The organism is Bacteroides sp. 2201st1_D9_2201SCRN_220225 (assembly GCF_040928965.1).
Taxonomy (GTDB): Bacteria; Bacteroidota; Bacteroidia; order Bacteroidales; family Bacteroidaceae; genus Bacteroides; species Bacteroides stercoris.
Map to the genome: position 1 here is coordinate 105,890 of NZ_JBCODG010000003.1, position 16,186 is coordinate 122,075.

The following is a 16,186-nucleotide window of genomic DNA, read 5'->3' on the forward strand; positions in this document are numbered from 1 at the left end:
AGACAATAATATCAGGTATATGGAAAATCAATTAGAAATTATTAAATCCAATCTCCCTTATGGCTATGAGGGGAGCATTGCAAAAGAAGCAGGATGTTCAAAAGGTACAGTACATAATATTCTAAACAACAAGCCTGCATCTGCCCGTTCAGCTTATAAGGCTAAAGTTCTCACAATAGCAACCAGAATGGCTAAAGAAGCCTTGGAAGCCTCAAAAGGAGTTTCTAAAGCGGCAGCCGAATTAGAAACATTGCAAAATGGAACTACAAGCGAACAATGAATTAACCAAGCGTGAAAATCAGATCGCCGGACTTGCCTTTTGCGGACTCGCAAAGAAAGAAATGGCAGACAGGCTTCACGTAGCTTACGGAACTATCAACGTATTGCTCGACAAAGCATACAAAAAGACCGGAACCAGCAAATTAAATGAACTGGGGTCATGGTGGGCCAATAGAGTATTTACTCTAAACATAGATTTTCAACAGCTACAAAAAACGATTATAGCTCTTTGCTTCTTGGGAATAGTAATATTCCAATTTTCAGTAGATAATCATCACGATTATTACTACCGAACAAGAAGAGGAAGAACGCAAAGATACAAGACAGAAGAAATATCTCAACCTAATTATAAACAGGCAGCATAGCATAGAGTTGCAATGTGTTTCAGATAGTGAAGAAAGCTCGTAACCAATAATTAACCAACCTAAGAAACAGCTAAAATGGGAGAAAGATATTTAGAAAGAATTGTAGCAAGCGGCATAAAAATCGGAACGATTCAGACGCTTAAAGCATTAGGGCTACTGCCGGAGGTGGTAACAATCTCCCAAGCAGAAAAGATATACGGACGTCGTCTCATTACAGAATGGCGTAGTAAGGAATGGATAAAGTTTTATCCTGCAAAGAACAAGGAACGCGGCAAGTATTATGTGAAAATGTCCGAACTGGAAACAGCAAGTGCCATGATGGATATTCATAACAAAGTACCGGCCAACATAATCAAAGTATTAATGCAAGTACCATGACTGCAAAAGATATACAAATAGGGCAGAACATTTCAGCCGGATTCTTTTTCCGGTGCGGACATTACGGGGATGATGTGGACTACGCCATTATTACCGGAGTGGTTATACGCAAATTGGAATGCTATAATCAGGTGCTTGTTGATGTCGATTTAGAACAATCGTTTAATAGTCCCGGCAAATCAGTCTGGGTACGGTTAGACAAAGCAGATTTTAATATTAACAACTAAAATTCTCATTATGAGCAGTATTATTCAAGTTAAGATGGAAGAGCTAAATGCGCTTCCAGCAACGAAAATTGTCGAAAATGAAGGTGTACAAGCAAAGTTTATTCAAATGTACAATGCAATTTGGGGTACGGATAAGGGTGAGCAGATGTACCACAAAGAAGTATTCAATTTTCAAAAATTACTTCGGGATAACCCCGATGTAGCCACTTCAAGCAAAATATCCCTTTATGGCTGTTTCCTTGATATCGCAGTCAATGGACTAACATTAGACCAGACAGGGCATCCGCTCTGCTATATTCTGAGTCGCAACTGCAAAACTGGGTACAAAAACGAACATGGGAACGATATTTACGAAAAACGTGCATACGTTTCAGTTACCGGCTACGGTGAACTTACCATGCGTATGCGTGCCGGCCAAATTAAATATGCTGACAACCCCGTCGTCGTTTATGAGGGAGACCATTTCAAGGCATCTTTAGTCAATGGAGTAAAAAACATCGAGTATGAAGCACAATGCCCCCGCACATCAACCAAGGTTATTGCAGCATTCATACGCATTGTACGCAATGATAATTCAGTGGACTATCAATGGCTCATGCAAGGGGATATTGAACGCTTGAAGCATTATAGCGAAAAAGCAAATTCCAAATGGAATGAGCAGACCAGACGGAGAGAACTTGGTAATGCCAATGCTTTATACACTTCCAATAATGGCGGTATTGACCCCGGTTTCCTTGAAAACAAAATGATTAAACACGCCTTCGACGCATACCCTAAAGTACGTACCGGAAAATATACCATTATGGCAACCGACCAGGAGGAAGAAGAAATCATCGATTATGGAATTGTGGAAGATGCCAATATTGCACAGGAAGACCCAAACATTCCTTTCGGTGAAGAAAAACAGCTCACCGCACCGGAACCGGTATCTGTAAATGTCAGCAAAGCAGATGAAGAAGAAGGATTCTAACCATTAATACTTAAAGCTATGTCAACAGAATTAATAAAAGTAGAAGAGTTTACCTCTTTAATGAAAAGTGCCCCTGACGCCTTAGGCAAGAACCAAAAATCAATAGCCAACTGTAATTCAGCGGGACAGGCAATCTTAGATACGATTCAAGGAGAAGGTATGACTGATGAACTGGATGCCAAAGCTGCGGAGTATCTGAAGAAAGTCAATGTTACAATTACCAACATGAAAAGCCGTCGTGCGCCTGTTACCCAACTATTCGACCGTATCCGATCCATTTTCACGACAGATGAAAAAGCTATTGACCCAAAAGACAAATCAACAATTCCGGGCAAAATAGCTGCAGAACGTGACAGATATGCAGCACTGAAGCGTGAAGAAGAAAGAAGGAAGCAGCAGGAAATGCAACGACAAGCCAATATTGAAAAGGAAAAAGGAATGTATCGGCTTGCTATTGAACAGGCTATCAATACACACATGAGTTCCTATTTTGCCGAACAACAGAAGAATCTGAGCCATATTTGGGAAAGCATTACACTGGCTACATTTGAGCTGAAAGAAAAGAGTATTAGAGGTTGGTCAACTCTGTATCCTCGTGAGCACTTCGACACTTTCAATAAAGATATTACAACTTACTATCTGGACGCACAAACCAAAGAGAATATCAAGGCTGAAATTCTAAGCAATAAATTTTCCGCTTTCTCTCAACAGTATAAGTTTGACATGGAGGATTTACGTCAGTCATTTATTGACCGTCTTTCCTCCAAAAAGCAAGAACTTATTGAGGAAGAAGAATTGCGTAAGAAAGATGCTGAAGCTGCTGCCAAAGCGGAAACCGAAAGGAAACAACGGGAAGAAGAGGAGCGAAAACAACGTGAACTTGAAATACAGCAAAAAGAACATGAGCAGCAACAAAAAGCGGAATCTTCTATACAATCCGCACAAATGAATAGTCTGTTTGCAACGGCTGCCGCTTCTGTTACAACAAGAACCAGCAAAGCCAAAGTGACTGAAAGGATTAAAATACTACACCCTGCCGGCTTCTTGGAAATATATCAGATGTGGTGGATAAATGAAGGTCAGAATCTGACAATAGAAGAACTTGAAAAAATCCACAAAAAGATGATTTCCTTCTGCGAAAAGAAAGCTAACAGCGATGATGAAATGAAAATCAAATCAAAATATATCCGATACGAAGAAGAAGTTAAAGCAGGAAAGTAATGGCAAATCCGGATTCATATTACTTGCGTACAGAAGTCAGCAACTCCGATCTGACAGAACTCAAAAACTATCTTTATCCCCGTACCCAGTATGGGGATAAAGAAAAAGCCTTCAAGTTTGGGACATTGGTAGATGCACTTATTACCGAAAACGAACGGGTACATTATAGTAAGCGCATGGTGGATGATGTAACCTATTCACGGGAAGATTTCGAGTTAGGCCTTGCCATGAGGGAAGCTTTAAGAAAAGAGGCAAGAAAAGACGAGTTCCTTAGAGCCGTTCTTTCCAACTCCGATACCCAGAAATTCATGGTAAACAAATCCCAGCGATTTCTCTACGGAAACTTTGAGTACACTCTTGATACCCGGTGTAAATGGGATTGGTGGTTACCGAGTTTTGGATTTGGCGGAGATTTAAAGACCACTTTTGCAGAATCACAAAACCAGTTCAATGAAGCTATAGATTTTTTTGATTGGGACCGTTCCAGAGCATGGTATATGGATATAGCAGGAAGCCAACAGGACTTTATCTATGCCATCAGCAAGAAGAACCTGAAAATATTCAAAGCATTCATTAGACGAGACGATGATACCTATAAACGTGGGAAAGAGAAATATGATGAATTGGCTTTTAAATGGTGGCAACTAATGGTCTAATTATATTTTATCAGAAAAATGAATAGAAAATTATTAAAAGCATTAGATGATAATGGCTTCGTTACTATTGATTTTCCCGAAGGAAGTGTGAAAGTCAATCCAGATACTTTGCAAGTATATACTCCCAAGGGGTATCCTGCAAAACAAAGGATTCTTTTCGGTTATAAGGCATCAATTATAACCTTCTGTTTAGGAAACAAACGACAAAAGACATACCATCTTTTCGAACACCGATTAGTTGTATATCTTTTTGGTGACGCAAATCACAATGTTATCAGCAAAGTTGCAGGAGGTGGCAGTAAGTATGAAATTATAGATCATTTAGACTCTAATAAGTTAAACAATCTTCCTGAGAATTTGCAAATCGTTACTAAAAGGCAGAATTCTAGTAAAGAGAAAACAATAAAGTCTGGGTTGCCTGTTGGAGTATCTTTAGACAAAAGAAGAAACAAATATCAAGCCAAGATCCAAATAAACGGTAAGAGAAAAACATCCAAATGCTTTGATACACCATCTGAAGCCAGCCAAGCTTATATTGAAATGCTAAATTCGTTATAATATGAACATACTTATCACACCCAAAGAACAAATCTGCAAGGAACTTACAGATATTGACTCATTCCTCAATATAACAATGAGCGAAAATGCAGAAGAAGCCGTATTGCGCGGAAATGACTTGGCTGTATATGTCGCCCGTTCAGGCAAGTTATTAGCTGATGCTAAATATTGGCTTAACGAAGCCATGAATTCCGAAACAATGAAAACACTTGCCGAAACAGCAAAAAATGCCAAGGCTACAGCTACGGCAATAAACGCTTTAGTAAACTCCCTTTGCAGGGAAGAACGATATTTGGTCGATTGGTGTGAACGGTGCAATCGAACCGCAACACATCAGCTATCATGGTGCGTGACAGTAATAAGCAAAGCCAAAGAAGAAATGAAAATGGCTGGTATGTACAACAATAACAACAGACAAAAATGCTAAACGACCAAGAAGCACCCAAATACTTGCTTTGGCTTCTTATAGCCATTATCCTAATGGGATTAGACGAAAACATTACTGGATTCCCATTCATCATGGGAGCCGGTATAATCATATATCTATTTATTAACATGCTTATTCTTACATCAAAGGATGAGCCTAAAAAAGAGAACAATGGAAACTGCAAAAATTGACATCAAGCAGGCTGTCATTAAAAAAGACAGATTAAATGTTGTGTACAACGAGCGATTCACAGAAGCCAACTACACAAACAAGGTTACCAAGAATTGCGACCAAATCGTACATTCCGAACTGAAGGAGATTTTTAATCACTTGAAACTGCATCTTGTGGTATTATGCGAGCAACCCGAAGCGGAGAAAATCTACAAGTCAAGTTTTACATCACCGGGCTTTGTTGAAACTCTGAATAACTACTTCATTACCGGATATGCCAATGATAGCAACGATGGAGTACCGGGTATAACCATAATGGGAGGCAAATTACTACAATCCGGTAAAATTGTGGATTTGAAAATCTTTACTCCATTCGGAGACGAAGAATATAAATTTTCAGAAGAACTACAAATAGATGCAGCAGCTTGCGATGCGGAAGTGGAAGCATATCTCTTTGAAGAGAAATGGGGCATTAAGCAAGAGCGGTTAGACTTTGATAGCGATATCCCCGATGAAGCTGTTACCGATGCAGAAGAACTTCCTGCAGAAGAAGAAAAGCCTAAAAGAAAAGGCAGAAAGACCAAAACTATAGCTCCTGCCGCTTAATCAAATTCGGGGCTGATTTTTGTCAGCCCCATAAAACTCTAAATTACAAGTCATGATTATAGAATTAAAAGGAAACGTTTTTGAAGTTACTTTCAAGTACAAGCCCACTATTGTTGACAGAATACGTCAAATCACAGGCAAGAGATATGACGGAAGCAGAAAGAAATGGCTTATTCCTGTTTCCAGTCGTGTCGAACTTGAAAAAATGGTCTATCAAATCAGACCATTTGAAAATATCCAATGGGTTACAGGACAACAGAAACAAGAAGAAGAGGAAGAAGTTGCATACAATATACCGGAGCTGCCGGAGCTTGATATTCCCCACTTACTAAAAGTAAACCCATATCCCTATCAATTAAAAGGAATTGCAAGAGGATTACAGCTCAAACGATTCATGAATTGCGACGAGCCGGGCCTTGGAAAGACACTGCAAAGCATTGCAACCATTAATCTTGGGAATGCCTTTCCTTGTTTGGTTATTTGTCCTTCTGCCTTAAAGGTTAATTGGGAAAGAGAATGGCATAAGTTCACAGATAAAAAGGCAATGGTACTGACGGATAAAGTACGAGATACATGGACTTTCTTTTATCAGACTGGCATGTATCAGGTATTCATCGTTAATTATGAATCGCTTAAAAAATACTTTGTACAACGTATCAAAAAAGAATCTGGTTGGACTTTAAGAGATGTGGAATTCAGAAACAGCATCCAACTTTTCAAATCTGTAATCATTGATGAAAGCCACCGTTGCAAATCATCATCCACTCAGCAAGCTAAATTCTGTAAAGGTATATGCAATGGTAAGGAATGGGTCATTGAACTTACCGGAACTCCGGTTGTCAATAAGCCTAAAGATTTAATTCCGCAGTTATCTATCCTTTCCAGAATGGAAGATTTTGGAGGATATAAGACATTCGTCAATAGATATTGCTCCGGTCAGAATGAAGCATCAAATCTGAAAGAACTGAACTATATGTTATGGACTAAATGTATGTTCCGGCGTGAAAAGTCATTGGTGCTGACAGACCTTCCCGATAAAATACGACAAGTAAATACTTGTGAGATAACTAACCGCAAGGAGTATATCGACGCAGAGCGTGATCTTATCATGTACCTACAAAAATACAAAGAAGCGGATGATGAAAAGATAGAGAAAGCATTACGAGGTGAAGTCATGGTGCGTATTAATATCCTCCGCCAAATATCAGCCAGAGGGAAAGTACGTGATGTAATTGAGTTCGTAAAAGACTTTCGTGAGAATGGAAAGAAAATCATCCTCTTTTGCTCACTTCACGAAGTGGTAGATCAACTGAAAAGCTATTTTCCTACGGCTGTATCTGTAACAGGAAGGGACTCACAAGATGAGAAACAAAGAGCAGTGGATTCTTTTCAAAACAATCCCAAAACGGATATTATCATCTGTTCCATTAAAGCTGCAGGAGTCGGACTGACCCTAACTGCATCAAGCAATGTTGCCTTTGTTGAATTCCCCTGGACTTATGCCGATTGTTGCCAGTGCGAAGACCGTGCGCATCGTATAGGGCAAAAGGATTCTGTAACCTGTTACTATTTCCTCGGCCGACGTACCATTGACGAGAAGGTTTACCGTATCATTCAAAATAAGAAAGCCATTGCCAAAGATGTTACCGGTTCCACGGAAGATATAGAAGAGAATATCGTTGATATGGTAGCTAATATTTTCAGCACAGATTATGATGATGAAGGTTTCTAAAATAACACCACAACAAAAAATAGACCGGCTGAAAAAAGCCGGCTATCAAGTTCAAGAAAAAGGTAATAAAATCCGTGCCGCTAAAGGTTCTTTGATAATCAATGGCACTATAAACCAAGTACACAAAGAAGTTTTTAACCGATAATTATATTGATATGAATACGTATAGCAAATATGTACCCAATGTTTTTCTCGCAAAATGCAGTGAAAAACACGAAAAAGGAGAAGTTATTGAAGTTACAACCAAATATGGCAAAGAGAATGAATGTATTGTATTCAATCTCATCTATGAACGTGAAGGCTTTTATTATTACTCCATCGTCAGAGCTGACGGATTTAATGTGCAAGAATGGGCCAAACAAAGAGCCGAGCGCCGCCATGATTGGGCCCAGTCTGCCGGACAAAAAAGTAACGAATATTTCAACCGCTCGAACAAAGACAAAGATTTTCTTTCTCTTGGAGAGCCAATCAAGGTCGGGCACCATAGTGAGAAACGGCATCGAAAAGCGATTAATGATGCTTGGAACAATATGGGAAAAAGTGTTGAATTTAGCGACAAGGCTGCCGAACACGAAAGAATTGCCAAATATTGGGAAGAAAAGGCAAATACTATCAATCTTTCTATGCCGGAAAGTATCGATTTCTACGAACACAAGTTAGAGAAAGCGAAAGAATATCATGAGGGATTGAAATCCGGCAAATATCTGCGTGAGCACTCCTATTCTCTCGCTTATGCCAAGAAAGCAGTTAATGAAGCACAAAAGAATTACGAATTGGCTAAAAAGCTATGGGGAGATTTAGAGAAAGTATAATTGCAAAATTTGAAAATATAAGTATGAAAAAGGTAATTGGGAAAATATATATCTATAAGGTACTGCCACCTTATAAGAATTGGTACAGTATCACGACTGATGACGGGCTAAATCGTAGTAATGTTGTAATTGTTGGGAAAAAGCAATTATTGAAAGTCGCTTTAGCCTTGATTGTTATGGCTATTTTTAATAAAAGGACTACTATAAATAAATTCAAATCTAATATCCAATGAAAAATGTAACGAAATAAAGGAGATATTCAACCTTATTGCACTCCTCGTGAAGCCTTTGCCGCCCTCATAGATAAAGTCTCCGGCAAAGGTACATGGGAATCCAATCCTTATGTATTTGTTTACGAATTTGAATTAGTTGATTAACCATGAATAGAAAAGTATACCAGGAACACTGCAAGCATTACAGCCCCTACAGTGGGCAGTGCTACAAAAAGTCATTCATATCGAGTATGGCAAGTAATATGTATGTGAACATGCGGTGTGACGGGAAATGCCCCCGTATGAGTAATTACGACAAGAGAAACGGAATATTAACTGATAAAGAAAGAACAGATGAATCTAAATGAACTGCGCGACCGCGCCTATAAAACCGCTTGCGACCACGGTTTCCATGATGAAGAATTGAGTAATGAACATTGTCTTTGCCTTGTAATATCCGAGCTTATGGAAGCTGTGGAAGCAGATAGAAAGGGAAGATTAGGAAAGAAATGTAAATCACGTTTTGAAATGGATTATAATCGCTATCCTGCATTAGTGGAAGAAGAAAAGCGATTTAAGTGTTCCTTTGAAAAGAATGTAAAAGATACACTTCCCGATGAACTTGCCGATGCAGCTATACGCCTGCTTGATTTGTGCGGATTGCGTAAGATAGACATTGAGGACTTTACGGAAGAAATGTTGTACGGGGCAGAGGAAAGTTGCAATGATGAGACCTTTACAGAAAGTGTATACGCTATATCCACAATTCCCATCAGATATGAGTATGAATACGGCTATCCATTAGGAGGGCAATTAAACAGCATGCTATTGGCTATTTTCGGGCTTGCTAAACATTTGGACATAGACCTTATATGGCATATCAATCAGAAGATGAGATATAATGAATTGAGAGAAAACAAACATGGAAAAAAGTATTGATTATGAGCAAAGGAATTTACACAAAAGAAAATGTAGGTAATGGTGTATTCATCTTTACCGCCAACAAGAGTTTTGTAGAACCTAAATTTTGGGGACTGCATGAAGAAAACGAACAGGCACAATGTGTAGTTATTATCCATGATGGCAATGCTTTATTCTTCTATCCGGAAGATATGGATAATGATACCCATATTCTTCTTGATTGGGAGAAAGAGCAAACAGGGAAGATATATCCAACTACAGAAGAAGGCATGAAGGATACTGATGGAATAGGTAATACCAAAGCATTGGCTGCATCCGAAAGCGAAATTGCTGAGAAAGTCATAGCATTGGACTTATGTGGATTAAGTTGGCACATTCCGACACTACAAGAGAGTGTCTTAGGGCATGAACATGAGATTATGCTGAAGGCAGCCTTAACTATCTGCGGAAAACAACCAATGAAAAATGAATGGTATTGGTGTTCTACAAGAAAAGCAAACAAACGCATTTTTATTCTCGATTGGCTCGACGGTAGGTATGACTACAACTATCAGGACAATTATAATTGGGTTCGCCCCGTGTCCGCTGCCTCTCTTAATTCACTTTAACCTTATAAATGATTATAACTATGGCAAAAGTATTTATAACAAAGTATGCCTTAACAGGAGGTATTAAAGAGATAGAAGCAGATATTATTAGAAGTAGATTTGAAGATGGAGAATATGTAAGGGATGGTTTATGTTCTTACTTCTGTATAGGGGAAAACGCATTCACCGATAAATCCGAAGCCTTGAAAAAGGCGGAAGAAATGAGGATTAGGAAAATCGCTTCTCTTCGTAAGCAGATTGAGAAACTTGAGAAATTATCTTTTAAAGTAGAGGAGATTTGATTATGGGACAAGAAAGAAAAATCGGAGAGGTATTTGAATATAATGGAGAAAAAATTATCGTGAAAAAAGATAGCGATTTTATATACGAATGTGATAGATGCGTCTTTAATGGTAAACCGGAATGCGGTGATTATTATTGCTTGCATTTTGAAAGACAAGATAAACAAGATGTGCACTTTGAAAAAGTGGAGGATTGATTGAAAGAGGAGCTTATAAAGAAAAAACTGCTCGCAGAATTTCGGGAATGGTTCTGTGAAGGTTACTGCCAATTCTACGGAATGGACGACTACTGTCGATGTTGCCCAGTCAAGGATGAAAGCTGCTGGTTAAGAGAAGTTGAAAAGCCTGCCGGAAAAAGGGGGAAACGGAAACCCATCCGTTTCTGTGATACATGCAGGAACTTTAAATCGGATGAAAGAGAATTGAATGATGATGAAATAGATAGAGCTGTTGAGGAGTCAGCCAAACGGCATTATAGTGACCTTTGTGCGTTAAACCATTCTCTTAGATTTAAAATGCCCAACGAATATAACGATGATAATTGGGGATTTTATTGCAAAGAGTGTAAGGATTACGAAGAAATATAATTGATAATGAAGCGTGAAATAAAAAAGTTCATATAGCATGAAGATAATTGTTAGTTTTTCCGGTGGTAAGGATTCGCAAGCCTGTTTAATCCAGGCTGCCAATAAATATGGAGCCGATAAAATAGAAGCCGTATTTTGTGATACAGGTTGGGAGCATCCCGATACTTATCAACATATTAGTAACGTGTGCAAACAACTTGATGTCAGATTAGTAATTTTGAGAAGTAAGAAATACACTGATTTTGTGGATATGTCTATCAAACGTTCCCGATTCCCGTCTTCCCAAAGAAGGTTTTGCACCTCTGAATTAAAAATAAAGCCGATGATTGATTATATTCTCTCACTTACTGAACCTTGCTTGATAATTCAAGGTATTCGAGCAAAAGAAAGCGAAGAACGCGCCAAACTTCCTTATGAGTGCAACTACTTCGGAGAATATTTCGAACGTGTGAAAAAGAATCGTAAAGGAAAGGTTGTTGAGGTATGGAAGCAAGATTATCGTAGAAAAGATGTGCTTAAATGGTGCGAACATTATGATGCCAGTGTTTCCCGCCCAATCTTCCAATGGTCAGCACAAGAAGTTATAGACCAGATCCTTTCTGCTGGACAAAATCCAAATCCTTTATATTATCGTGGATTTTCCCGAGTTGGTTGCTATCCCTGTATTATGTGCAGGAAGCAAGAGGTAAAGCTAATTTCGCAAGAAAAGTTTGGACGAAGTCGCTTGATAGATGCCGAACAACGAATGAAAGAAGAAACCCCAAATGGTTCGTCTTTCTTCTCACCGGGCTACATCCCTAATCGTTTCTGTAAAAATAAGACTTATCCAACAGTAGAAGAAGTTTTCGAGTATGTAAACCGGAAAGATGCCGGCATGGATGATATGTTTGAACCTGAAGGTGGATATAGCTGTATGAGCCTTTATCATGGACTTTGTGAATAAGAAGTTTAATTCAAATCCGAACAAATATGAATAATATATTTACAATTTGCTATTCAGAAGAAGAGGCTAACGAAATTGGACATTTCATAATGCGAAAAGGCTATGAAGGTGTTCAAAATGACAGTTACAGATATTGTCGTGAAGCGATTCGGTGGGCTTTCAGACAAGCTAAAAGACATCATTCAAATTGCATCTACATTGGCGTTAGAGGTTGTCAAATGATTGTATCCAAGAACAAAAGGAGACTTCGCAGGAACAGACTAAAATACATTGAGAAGAAACGAATATTTTACAACTTATTGAGCAGCTATTCAGAACGAATAGCAAAAATGACTAAAGAAAAATGTGTTGTATGCGGAAAAGAAACTGTATCAGTCATTAAGACTGATGCAGGCTATATCTGCTATAACTGTTATGCTGAGCAAAAGAATCCATCCAAAAGAAAAAGGAAGAAAAATAACGAGGAAGAACGTATGCAATGCAAGTTCTTTGAAGAAGTGGAAAAGCTATTCCCTAGGTTGCCCAATAAACTTCTTTTCGCTGTTCCGAATGGTGGAAGCCGCCATATAAGGGAAGCCGCTAATCTCAAACGGCAAGGTGTAACTTCCGGCGTATCCGATGTTATCCTACTAATCCCAAAGAAAGGCTACGCTTCGCTATGTATAGAGTTTAAGACAAAGAAAGGCATCCAATCGGAAGAACAAAAAGAATTTCAAAGGCAAGCGGAAAACTGCCGAAATAAGTATGTTATTGCCCGCAGTGTCAAACAAGGCATTGACGCACTAAAGGAATATCTGCTATAAAGGTGAGGGGGTCGCTATTCACGAGACCCCCTCACTGCTATTTTGAGACTTTTATAAATTCATTGTAATCAATCTTTGTGTTGGGATTAAAATTAACCAATTCCAGTTTATACCCCTTTGTGCCCCAACTCCACCACAAGAATTTTCGTTTTGGGATTCGATGAACAGCAGCCGCCAGACTATCACGAATATTATAATAAACCGTAGAATCCTTGAAACAGGCTATCACATGAGACCATTTGCTATTAACCTCTAAACAATCCGACCTGTCCGGAAGTGGATGCCAACGGTCTGCATAGATTGTTTCTGTTGAATGAATCCCGGTTTTAACCAAAGCCTCAAGATGCTTGTTTTTAATTCCGAGTTCTTTTATTGTTTGAGCATCATCTGCACGATACTCTTTCAGCTCATCAATAGTCAAGTTCAATGCCGATACGGAAACAGCATTTAAACTATCCTGAATTTTATAACGCTCGATCTCTTTATTTAATACAGAAATATTATTTGAATGACGAGCACATTCACTATGCAAACCCCTATTGTATTTAATTAAGATACCAATAACCAATATTAGTATCCCGACAGCCATCAGCATCCACTTCTTCATTTGATTTTAAGATAATTAATAATACCAATAACATGAGTCTCTACAATACTTTTCTTCCCTTCTTCCGATAATAAGAAATCCACATCTTCCATATTATCCTGGAATAAGTTTTCGGTCAAAACTGCCGGACACTTTGTGTGCTTCAAGATGTAGAAGTTGCTTTCCTTATCTGCATCACCGTCTGTGGTATCCTTGCGCACCTTCATATCCGGCAAAAGCTGTCCGGCCGCTGTATATAGACAATCAGCCAGTCTGTCGGCTTTCGTCTGACCTGCCGAAGTCCATGCTTCCCAACCGCGCGCCTGCATCCAGGCAGAACCATTTCCCGCTGCATTACAGTGAATGGATACAAGGATAGTGTCACCGGACTTGTATTCGTTTGCCCTACGACAACGCTCGGATAAGGGGACATCTATTTCCTCTTTGACGATACGTTCGGCATCAACGCCTTGTTTGCGCAATTCCGCTTCCAAACGTGTGGCAATCTCACGGGCATACGCATACTCTTTCAATCTTCCGTCCGGAGAACACTTGCCCGGAGTGTTGCTTCCGTGTCCGTTGTCAATCAATATTTTCATTCTGCACGTCCTCCTTGAAATATTTGTCATAAACCACATGAGCCACCCATCCGGCAATAACACCGACACCGAATGATACGACAGTAGTCAAGTTCACCCAAAACGGAGTGTAGTGCATGTAAAGCATAACTCCCACGATGATAGCGATAACAATCGCTGCAATAATCAGTTTCTTTTTCATTCTGTTACTCCTTATTTATTCATGTTATTAAAAAATTCAACCTTAGCCTCATCAATGGCTGTTTTGATATTGGCATAGGCACGTGCATTATTGGCACCGACAGGATTATAGATTTCCGACTCTATTATGTCTGAAAACTTCTTTACCCAATCCGTTGACATAAACTCACTGAGCCTTTTTCCGCGGTGAATAAAGTTATCAAGTTCAATACTCCGCTTTTTGATTATGGCATTACAACGCGTTTCTATTTTTCGTCTCGTCTTCTGCTTATCATCAATATTGTTCTCATCGCGCACATTGCGGACCAGCCGGCACAGCCTTTCACAATCAAGGTCAAAGAAGTTGTTACAGACTGAATTTATCTGCATCTGAGAAATAGGCTTCAATCCCTCGTTAATATCAGAGAGAACCTCATTTTGAGCCTTGGTTTCCACAAGCAAATCATTTATCACCTTTTCCTGCCTGGTTATCACATTATCCACCAAATGTTTGAACCATTTGAAAATGAATAGCCACATCACACCGCATATAATGAGGAAGAAGGCTCCTGCAATGGCCACCATGCCAAAATCGCTAATCCCCTTGCCCACCTGAAGGGCCGCATTCACTGCATCCGTATTCATATTTTTGTCATTTTACTTTATGGATAGGTTTATACGAAAAAACTGCTCGACCATTACTTGGACTGTGAATTATTTTATCCCAGCCATACTTTTCCACCAAATTATTACTCGCTTTCATAAACTCTTTTCTCCTAAAATATAAGCCAAGAGAGAAATTGAAGCATAAAAAAAGCAGCCGGAATTCGACTGCTTTAACTTTTAATGATTATCTTTGCAACATCTCACTTACAACACATGAAAGCGAACCTGAGAACGGTGGCATTGCCCCCGGTCATTCGGGTTCGCTCGTTATGTGTTAAAAGTAGGTGAGATGATTTTTAACAGGCCGGGGGCTTTTTAAGATTTTACCTTAGCTATTATCAATAATTGTTTCTGCATTACAAAAGTATGAAAAAAAGGAGTGACTATTCAGTCACTCCCCTCTACTAATTCTTTCAATCTATAAAGCCGAGTAATAGCTGGATTGTAAAACTCATCCGGATAATGTTGCTTAATATCGTTGATGTTCGCCCTGACATACAGAGACGTGTCGTAGATATGCTCGGATTCACTCAATACTACCTCTTTCGGTAATTGTGTTGTTTCTGCCCAGTGTATGATTGCTTGTACCGAGGCTTCATCAAATTGATATTTACTCTTTTCTACCATAGCTTTGTTATGTTTTCAATGAATAATAGAACAATGCAAATATACATAAACATTTCAAAAGGAACTACTTTCACTTCTATTGAGTACCATTACAGATAATGAAGAAGTTAAAGGTTATAGGAAATATTGGGGCTTTAGACTAATTTTGTCACCACTAAAACTTTTGTACTATATGAATCAAAAAAATGTATATGAATTAACCCAGGAAAGATTGAAAATGATTTTTGAAGAATTCGATAATATTTATATATCTTTTTCTGGAGGCAAAGATAGTGGGGTCTTGTTAAATCTATGTATTGACTATATCCGTCAGAACAGCCTGAAACGAAAGATTGGAATATTTCACATGGACTATGAAGTACAATACAGCATGACCATTGACTATGTTAACCGGGTATTGGAAACAAACAGGGATATACTGGATGTATACCGGATTTGTGTCCCTTTCCGGGTAACAACCTGCACCTCTATGTATCAAAGTTACTGGCGTCCCTGGGATGAGCAAAAAAAGGAGGCATGGGTCAGAGAAATGCCGAAAGACGCAATGAAAGTAGATAAATTTCCGTTTTACAACCGAAAAATGTGGGATTATGATTTCCAGATTGAGTTTTCCCGATGGTTACATCTACAGAAAGCAGCCCGGCGTACTTGCTGCCTGGTAGGCATACGTACCCAAGAGAGCTATAACCGCTGGCGCACAATCTACCGGGGAGTAAAAAAGCAATATAAGAATTGCATGTGGAGTACGGAAATAGATGAAAATGTATACAATCTATACCCGCTGTACGACTG

Annotated in this window: 27 protein-coding genes; 22 read left to right on the forward strand and 5 right to left on the reverse strand. The window is 39.0% G+C overall.

The genetic code is table 11. From position 1 onward, the window contains the following. Nucleotides 1–19 precede the first annotated feature (19 nt). The 21 genes from AB5903_RS01605 to AB5903_RS01705 all read left to right on the forward strand — a co-directional run bounded on the left by AB5903_RS01605 (nt 20) and on the right by AB5903_RS01705 (nt 12,757). The gene (locus AB5903_RS01605; protein WP_008782031.1) at nt 20–280 is read left to right on the forward strand and encodes a hypothetical protein; all 261 of its coding nucleotides are present in this window, start codon (nt 20–22) and stop codon (nt 278–280) included. After that, on the forward strand, nt 258–644 hold the full coding sequence (locus AB5903_RS01610) for a LuxR C-terminal-related transcriptional regulator (protein WP_008782030.1): 387 nt from the start codon (nt 258–260) through the stop codon (nt 642–644). Before AB5903_RS01605 ends, AB5903_RS01610 begins: the two co-directional genes overlap by 23 nt. A 75-nt stretch (nt 645–719) precedes the next feature. After that, nucleotides 720–1,022: a hypothetical protein gene (locus AB5903_RS01615; RefSeq protein ID WP_007557958.1), complete on the forward strand. Its 303-nt coding sequence runs from the start codon at nt 720–722 to the stop codon at nt 1,020–1,022. Further along, nucleotides 1,019–1,249, forward strand: a complete 231-nt coding sequence (locus AB5903_RS01620) for a hypothetical protein (protein ID WP_007557960.1) — start codon at nt 1,019–1,021, stop codon at nt 1,247–1,249. The genes AB5903_RS01615 and AB5903_RS01620 overlap by 4 nt, the downstream gene beginning before the upstream one ends. 10 nt (nt 1,250–1,259) lie before the next feature. After that, on the forward strand, nt 1,260–2,219 hold the full coding sequence (locus AB5903_RS01625) for a recombinase RecT (protein ID WP_270367939.1): 960 nt from the start codon (nt 1,260–1,262) through the stop codon (nt 2,217–2,219). An 18-nt stretch (nt 2,220–2,237) separates the two neighbouring features. Beyond that, on the forward strand, nt 2,238–3,440 hold the full coding sequence (locus tag AB5903_RS01630; protein WP_368117611.1) for a hypothetical protein: 1,203 nt from the start codon (nt 2,238–2,240) through the stop codon (nt 3,438–3,440). Beyond that, nucleotides 3,440–4,096 carry a PD-(D/E)XK nuclease-like domain-containing protein gene (locus AB5903_RS01635; RefSeq protein WP_151871367.1) on the forward strand — a complete coding sequence of 219 codons (657 nt, stop codon included), beginning with the start codon at nt 3,440–3,442 and terminating at the stop codon, nt 4,094–4,096. Before AB5903_RS01630 ends, AB5903_RS01635 begins: the two co-directional genes overlap by 1 nt. 18 nt (nt 4,097–4,114) lie before the next feature. Continuing rightward, entirely contained in the window at nt 4,115–4,654 is a 540-nt protein-coding gene (locus AB5903_RS01640; protein WP_151871366.1) for an HNH endonuclease, read from the forward strand. A gap of 1 nt (nt 4,655) precedes the next feature. Continuing rightward, nucleotides 4,656–5,081 (forward strand): hypothetical protein, encoded by a 426-nt coding sequence (locus AB5903_RS01645; protein ID WP_007557967.1) that lies wholly within the window; start codon nt 4,656–4,658, stop codon nt 5,079–5,081. Between the two features lie 171 nt (nt 5,082–5,252). Then, complete coding sequence (locus AB5903_RS01650) at nt 5,253–5,858, forward strand: hypothetical protein (protein ID WP_368117612.1); 606 nt, start codon at nt 5,253–5,255, stop codon at nt 5,856–5,858. Between the two features lie 52 nt (nt 5,859–5,910). Further along, nucleotides 5,911–7,590 carry a DEAD/DEAH box helicase gene (locus AB5903_RS01655; protein ID WP_016661630.1) on the forward strand — a complete coding sequence of 560 codons (1,680 nt, stop codon included), beginning with the start codon at nt 5,911–5,913 and terminating at the stop codon, nt 7,588–7,590. After that, nucleotides 7,571–7,735: a hypothetical protein gene (locus AB5903_RS01660; protein ID WP_153881318.1), complete on the forward strand. Its 165-nt coding sequence runs from the start codon at nt 7,571–7,573 to the stop codon at nt 7,733–7,735. The genes AB5903_RS01655 and AB5903_RS01660 overlap by 20 nt, the downstream gene beginning before the upstream one ends. 10 nt (nt 7,736–7,745) lie before the next feature. Further along, nucleotides 7,746–8,402: a DUF3560 domain-containing protein gene (locus tag AB5903_RS01665; RefSeq protein WP_368117613.1), complete on the forward strand. Its 657-nt coding sequence runs from the start codon at nt 7,746–7,748 to the stop codon at nt 8,400–8,402. Between the two features lie 23 nt (nt 8,403–8,425). Continuing rightward, the gene (locus AB5903_RS01670) at nt 8,426–8,635 is read left to right on the forward strand and encodes a hypothetical protein (RefSeq protein ID WP_151871380.1); all 210 of its coding nucleotides are present in this window, start codon (nt 8,426–8,428) and stop codon (nt 8,633–8,635) included. A 333-nt stretch (nt 8,636–8,968) separates the two neighbouring features. Continuing rightward, complete coding sequence (locus AB5903_RS01675; RefSeq protein ID WP_368117614.1) at nt 8,969–9,553, forward strand: hypothetical protein; 585 nt, start codon at nt 8,969–8,971, stop codon at nt 9,551–9,553. A gap of 2 nt (nt 9,554–9,555) precedes the next feature. Beyond that, nucleotides 9,556–10,143: a hypothetical protein gene (locus tag AB5903_RS01680; protein WP_279197432.1), complete on the forward strand. Its 588-nt coding sequence runs from the start codon at nt 9,556–9,558 to the stop codon at nt 10,141–10,143. Nucleotides 10,144–10,163: 20 nt separating this feature from the next. Continuing rightward, nucleotides 10,164–10,424, forward strand: coding sequence for a hypothetical protein (locus tag AB5903_RS01685; protein WP_368117615.1), 261 nt, complete (start codon nt 10,164–10,166; stop codon nt 10,422–10,424). A gap of 2 nt (nt 10,425–10,426) precedes the next feature. Next, a complete protein-coding gene (locus AB5903_RS01690) occupies nt 10,427–10,621 on the forward strand; it encodes a hypothetical protein (RefSeq protein WP_368117616.1) in 195 nt (64 codons plus the stop codon). Next, nucleotides 10,622–11,011 (forward strand): hypothetical protein, encoded by a 390-nt coding sequence (locus tag AB5903_RS01695; protein WP_368117617.1) that lies wholly within the window; start codon nt 10,622–10,624, stop codon nt 11,009–11,011. It abuts the gene before it with no gap. A 37-nt stretch (nt 11,012–11,048) separates the two neighbouring features. Further along, nucleotides 11,049–11,954: a phosphoadenosine phosphosulfate reductase family protein gene (locus AB5903_RS01700; RefSeq protein WP_368117618.1), complete on the forward strand. Its 906-nt coding sequence runs from the start codon at nt 11,049–11,051 to the stop codon at nt 11,952–11,954. A gap of 329 nt (nt 11,955–12,283) precedes the next feature. Beyond that, nucleotides 12,284–12,757 (forward strand): VRR-NUC domain-containing protein, encoded by a 474-nt coding sequence (locus AB5903_RS01705; RefSeq protein ID WP_368117624.1) that lies wholly within the window; start codon nt 12,284–12,286, stop codon nt 12,755–12,757. 37 nt (nt 12,758–12,794) lie between these two features. On the opposite strand, the gene AB5903_RS01710 is transcribed toward AB5903_RS01705, so the two are convergent. The 5 genes from AB5903_RS01710 to AB5903_RS01730 all read right to left on the reverse strand — a co-directional run bounded on the left by AB5903_RS01710 (nt 12,795) and on the right by AB5903_RS01730 (nt 15,394). Continuing rightward, nucleotides 12,795–13,364: a DUF6549 family protein gene (locus tag AB5903_RS01710; protein WP_258997818.1), complete on the reverse strand. Its 570-nt coding sequence runs from the start codon at nt 13,362–13,364 to the stop codon at nt 12,795–12,797. After that, a complete protein-coding gene (locus tag AB5903_RS01715; RefSeq protein WP_368117619.1) occupies nt 13,361–13,942 on the reverse strand; it encodes an N-acetylmuramoyl-L-alanine amidase in 582 nt (193 codons plus the stop codon). Before AB5903_RS01715 ends, AB5903_RS01710 begins: the two co-directional genes overlap by 4 nt. Then, a complete protein-coding gene (locus AB5903_RS01720; RefSeq protein WP_368117620.1) occupies nt 13,926–14,123 on the reverse strand; it encodes a hypothetical protein in 198 nt (65 codons plus the stop codon). Before AB5903_RS01720 ends, AB5903_RS01715 begins: the two co-directional genes overlap by 17 nt. 11 nt (nt 14,124–14,134) lie before the next feature. Beyond that, nucleotides 14,135–14,746, reverse strand: a complete 612-nt coding sequence (locus tag AB5903_RS01725) for a hypothetical protein (RefSeq protein ID WP_016661638.1) — start codon at nt 14,744–14,746, stop codon at nt 14,135–14,137. 408 nt (nt 14,747–15,154) lie between these two features. After that, nucleotides 15,155–15,394, reverse strand: coding sequence for a hypothetical protein (locus AB5903_RS01730; protein WP_368117621.1), 240 nt, complete (start codon nt 15,392–15,394; stop codon nt 15,155–15,157). A gap of 172 nt (nt 15,395–15,566) precedes the next feature. Between AB5903_RS01730 and AB5903_RS01735 the strand changes: the two genes are divergently transcribed. Then, nucleotides 15,567–16,186, forward strand: a 620-nt coding sequence (locus AB5903_RS01735; protein ID WP_368117622.1) for a phosphoadenosine phosphosulfate reductase family protein, incomplete at its 3' end; no start/stop codon positions are given.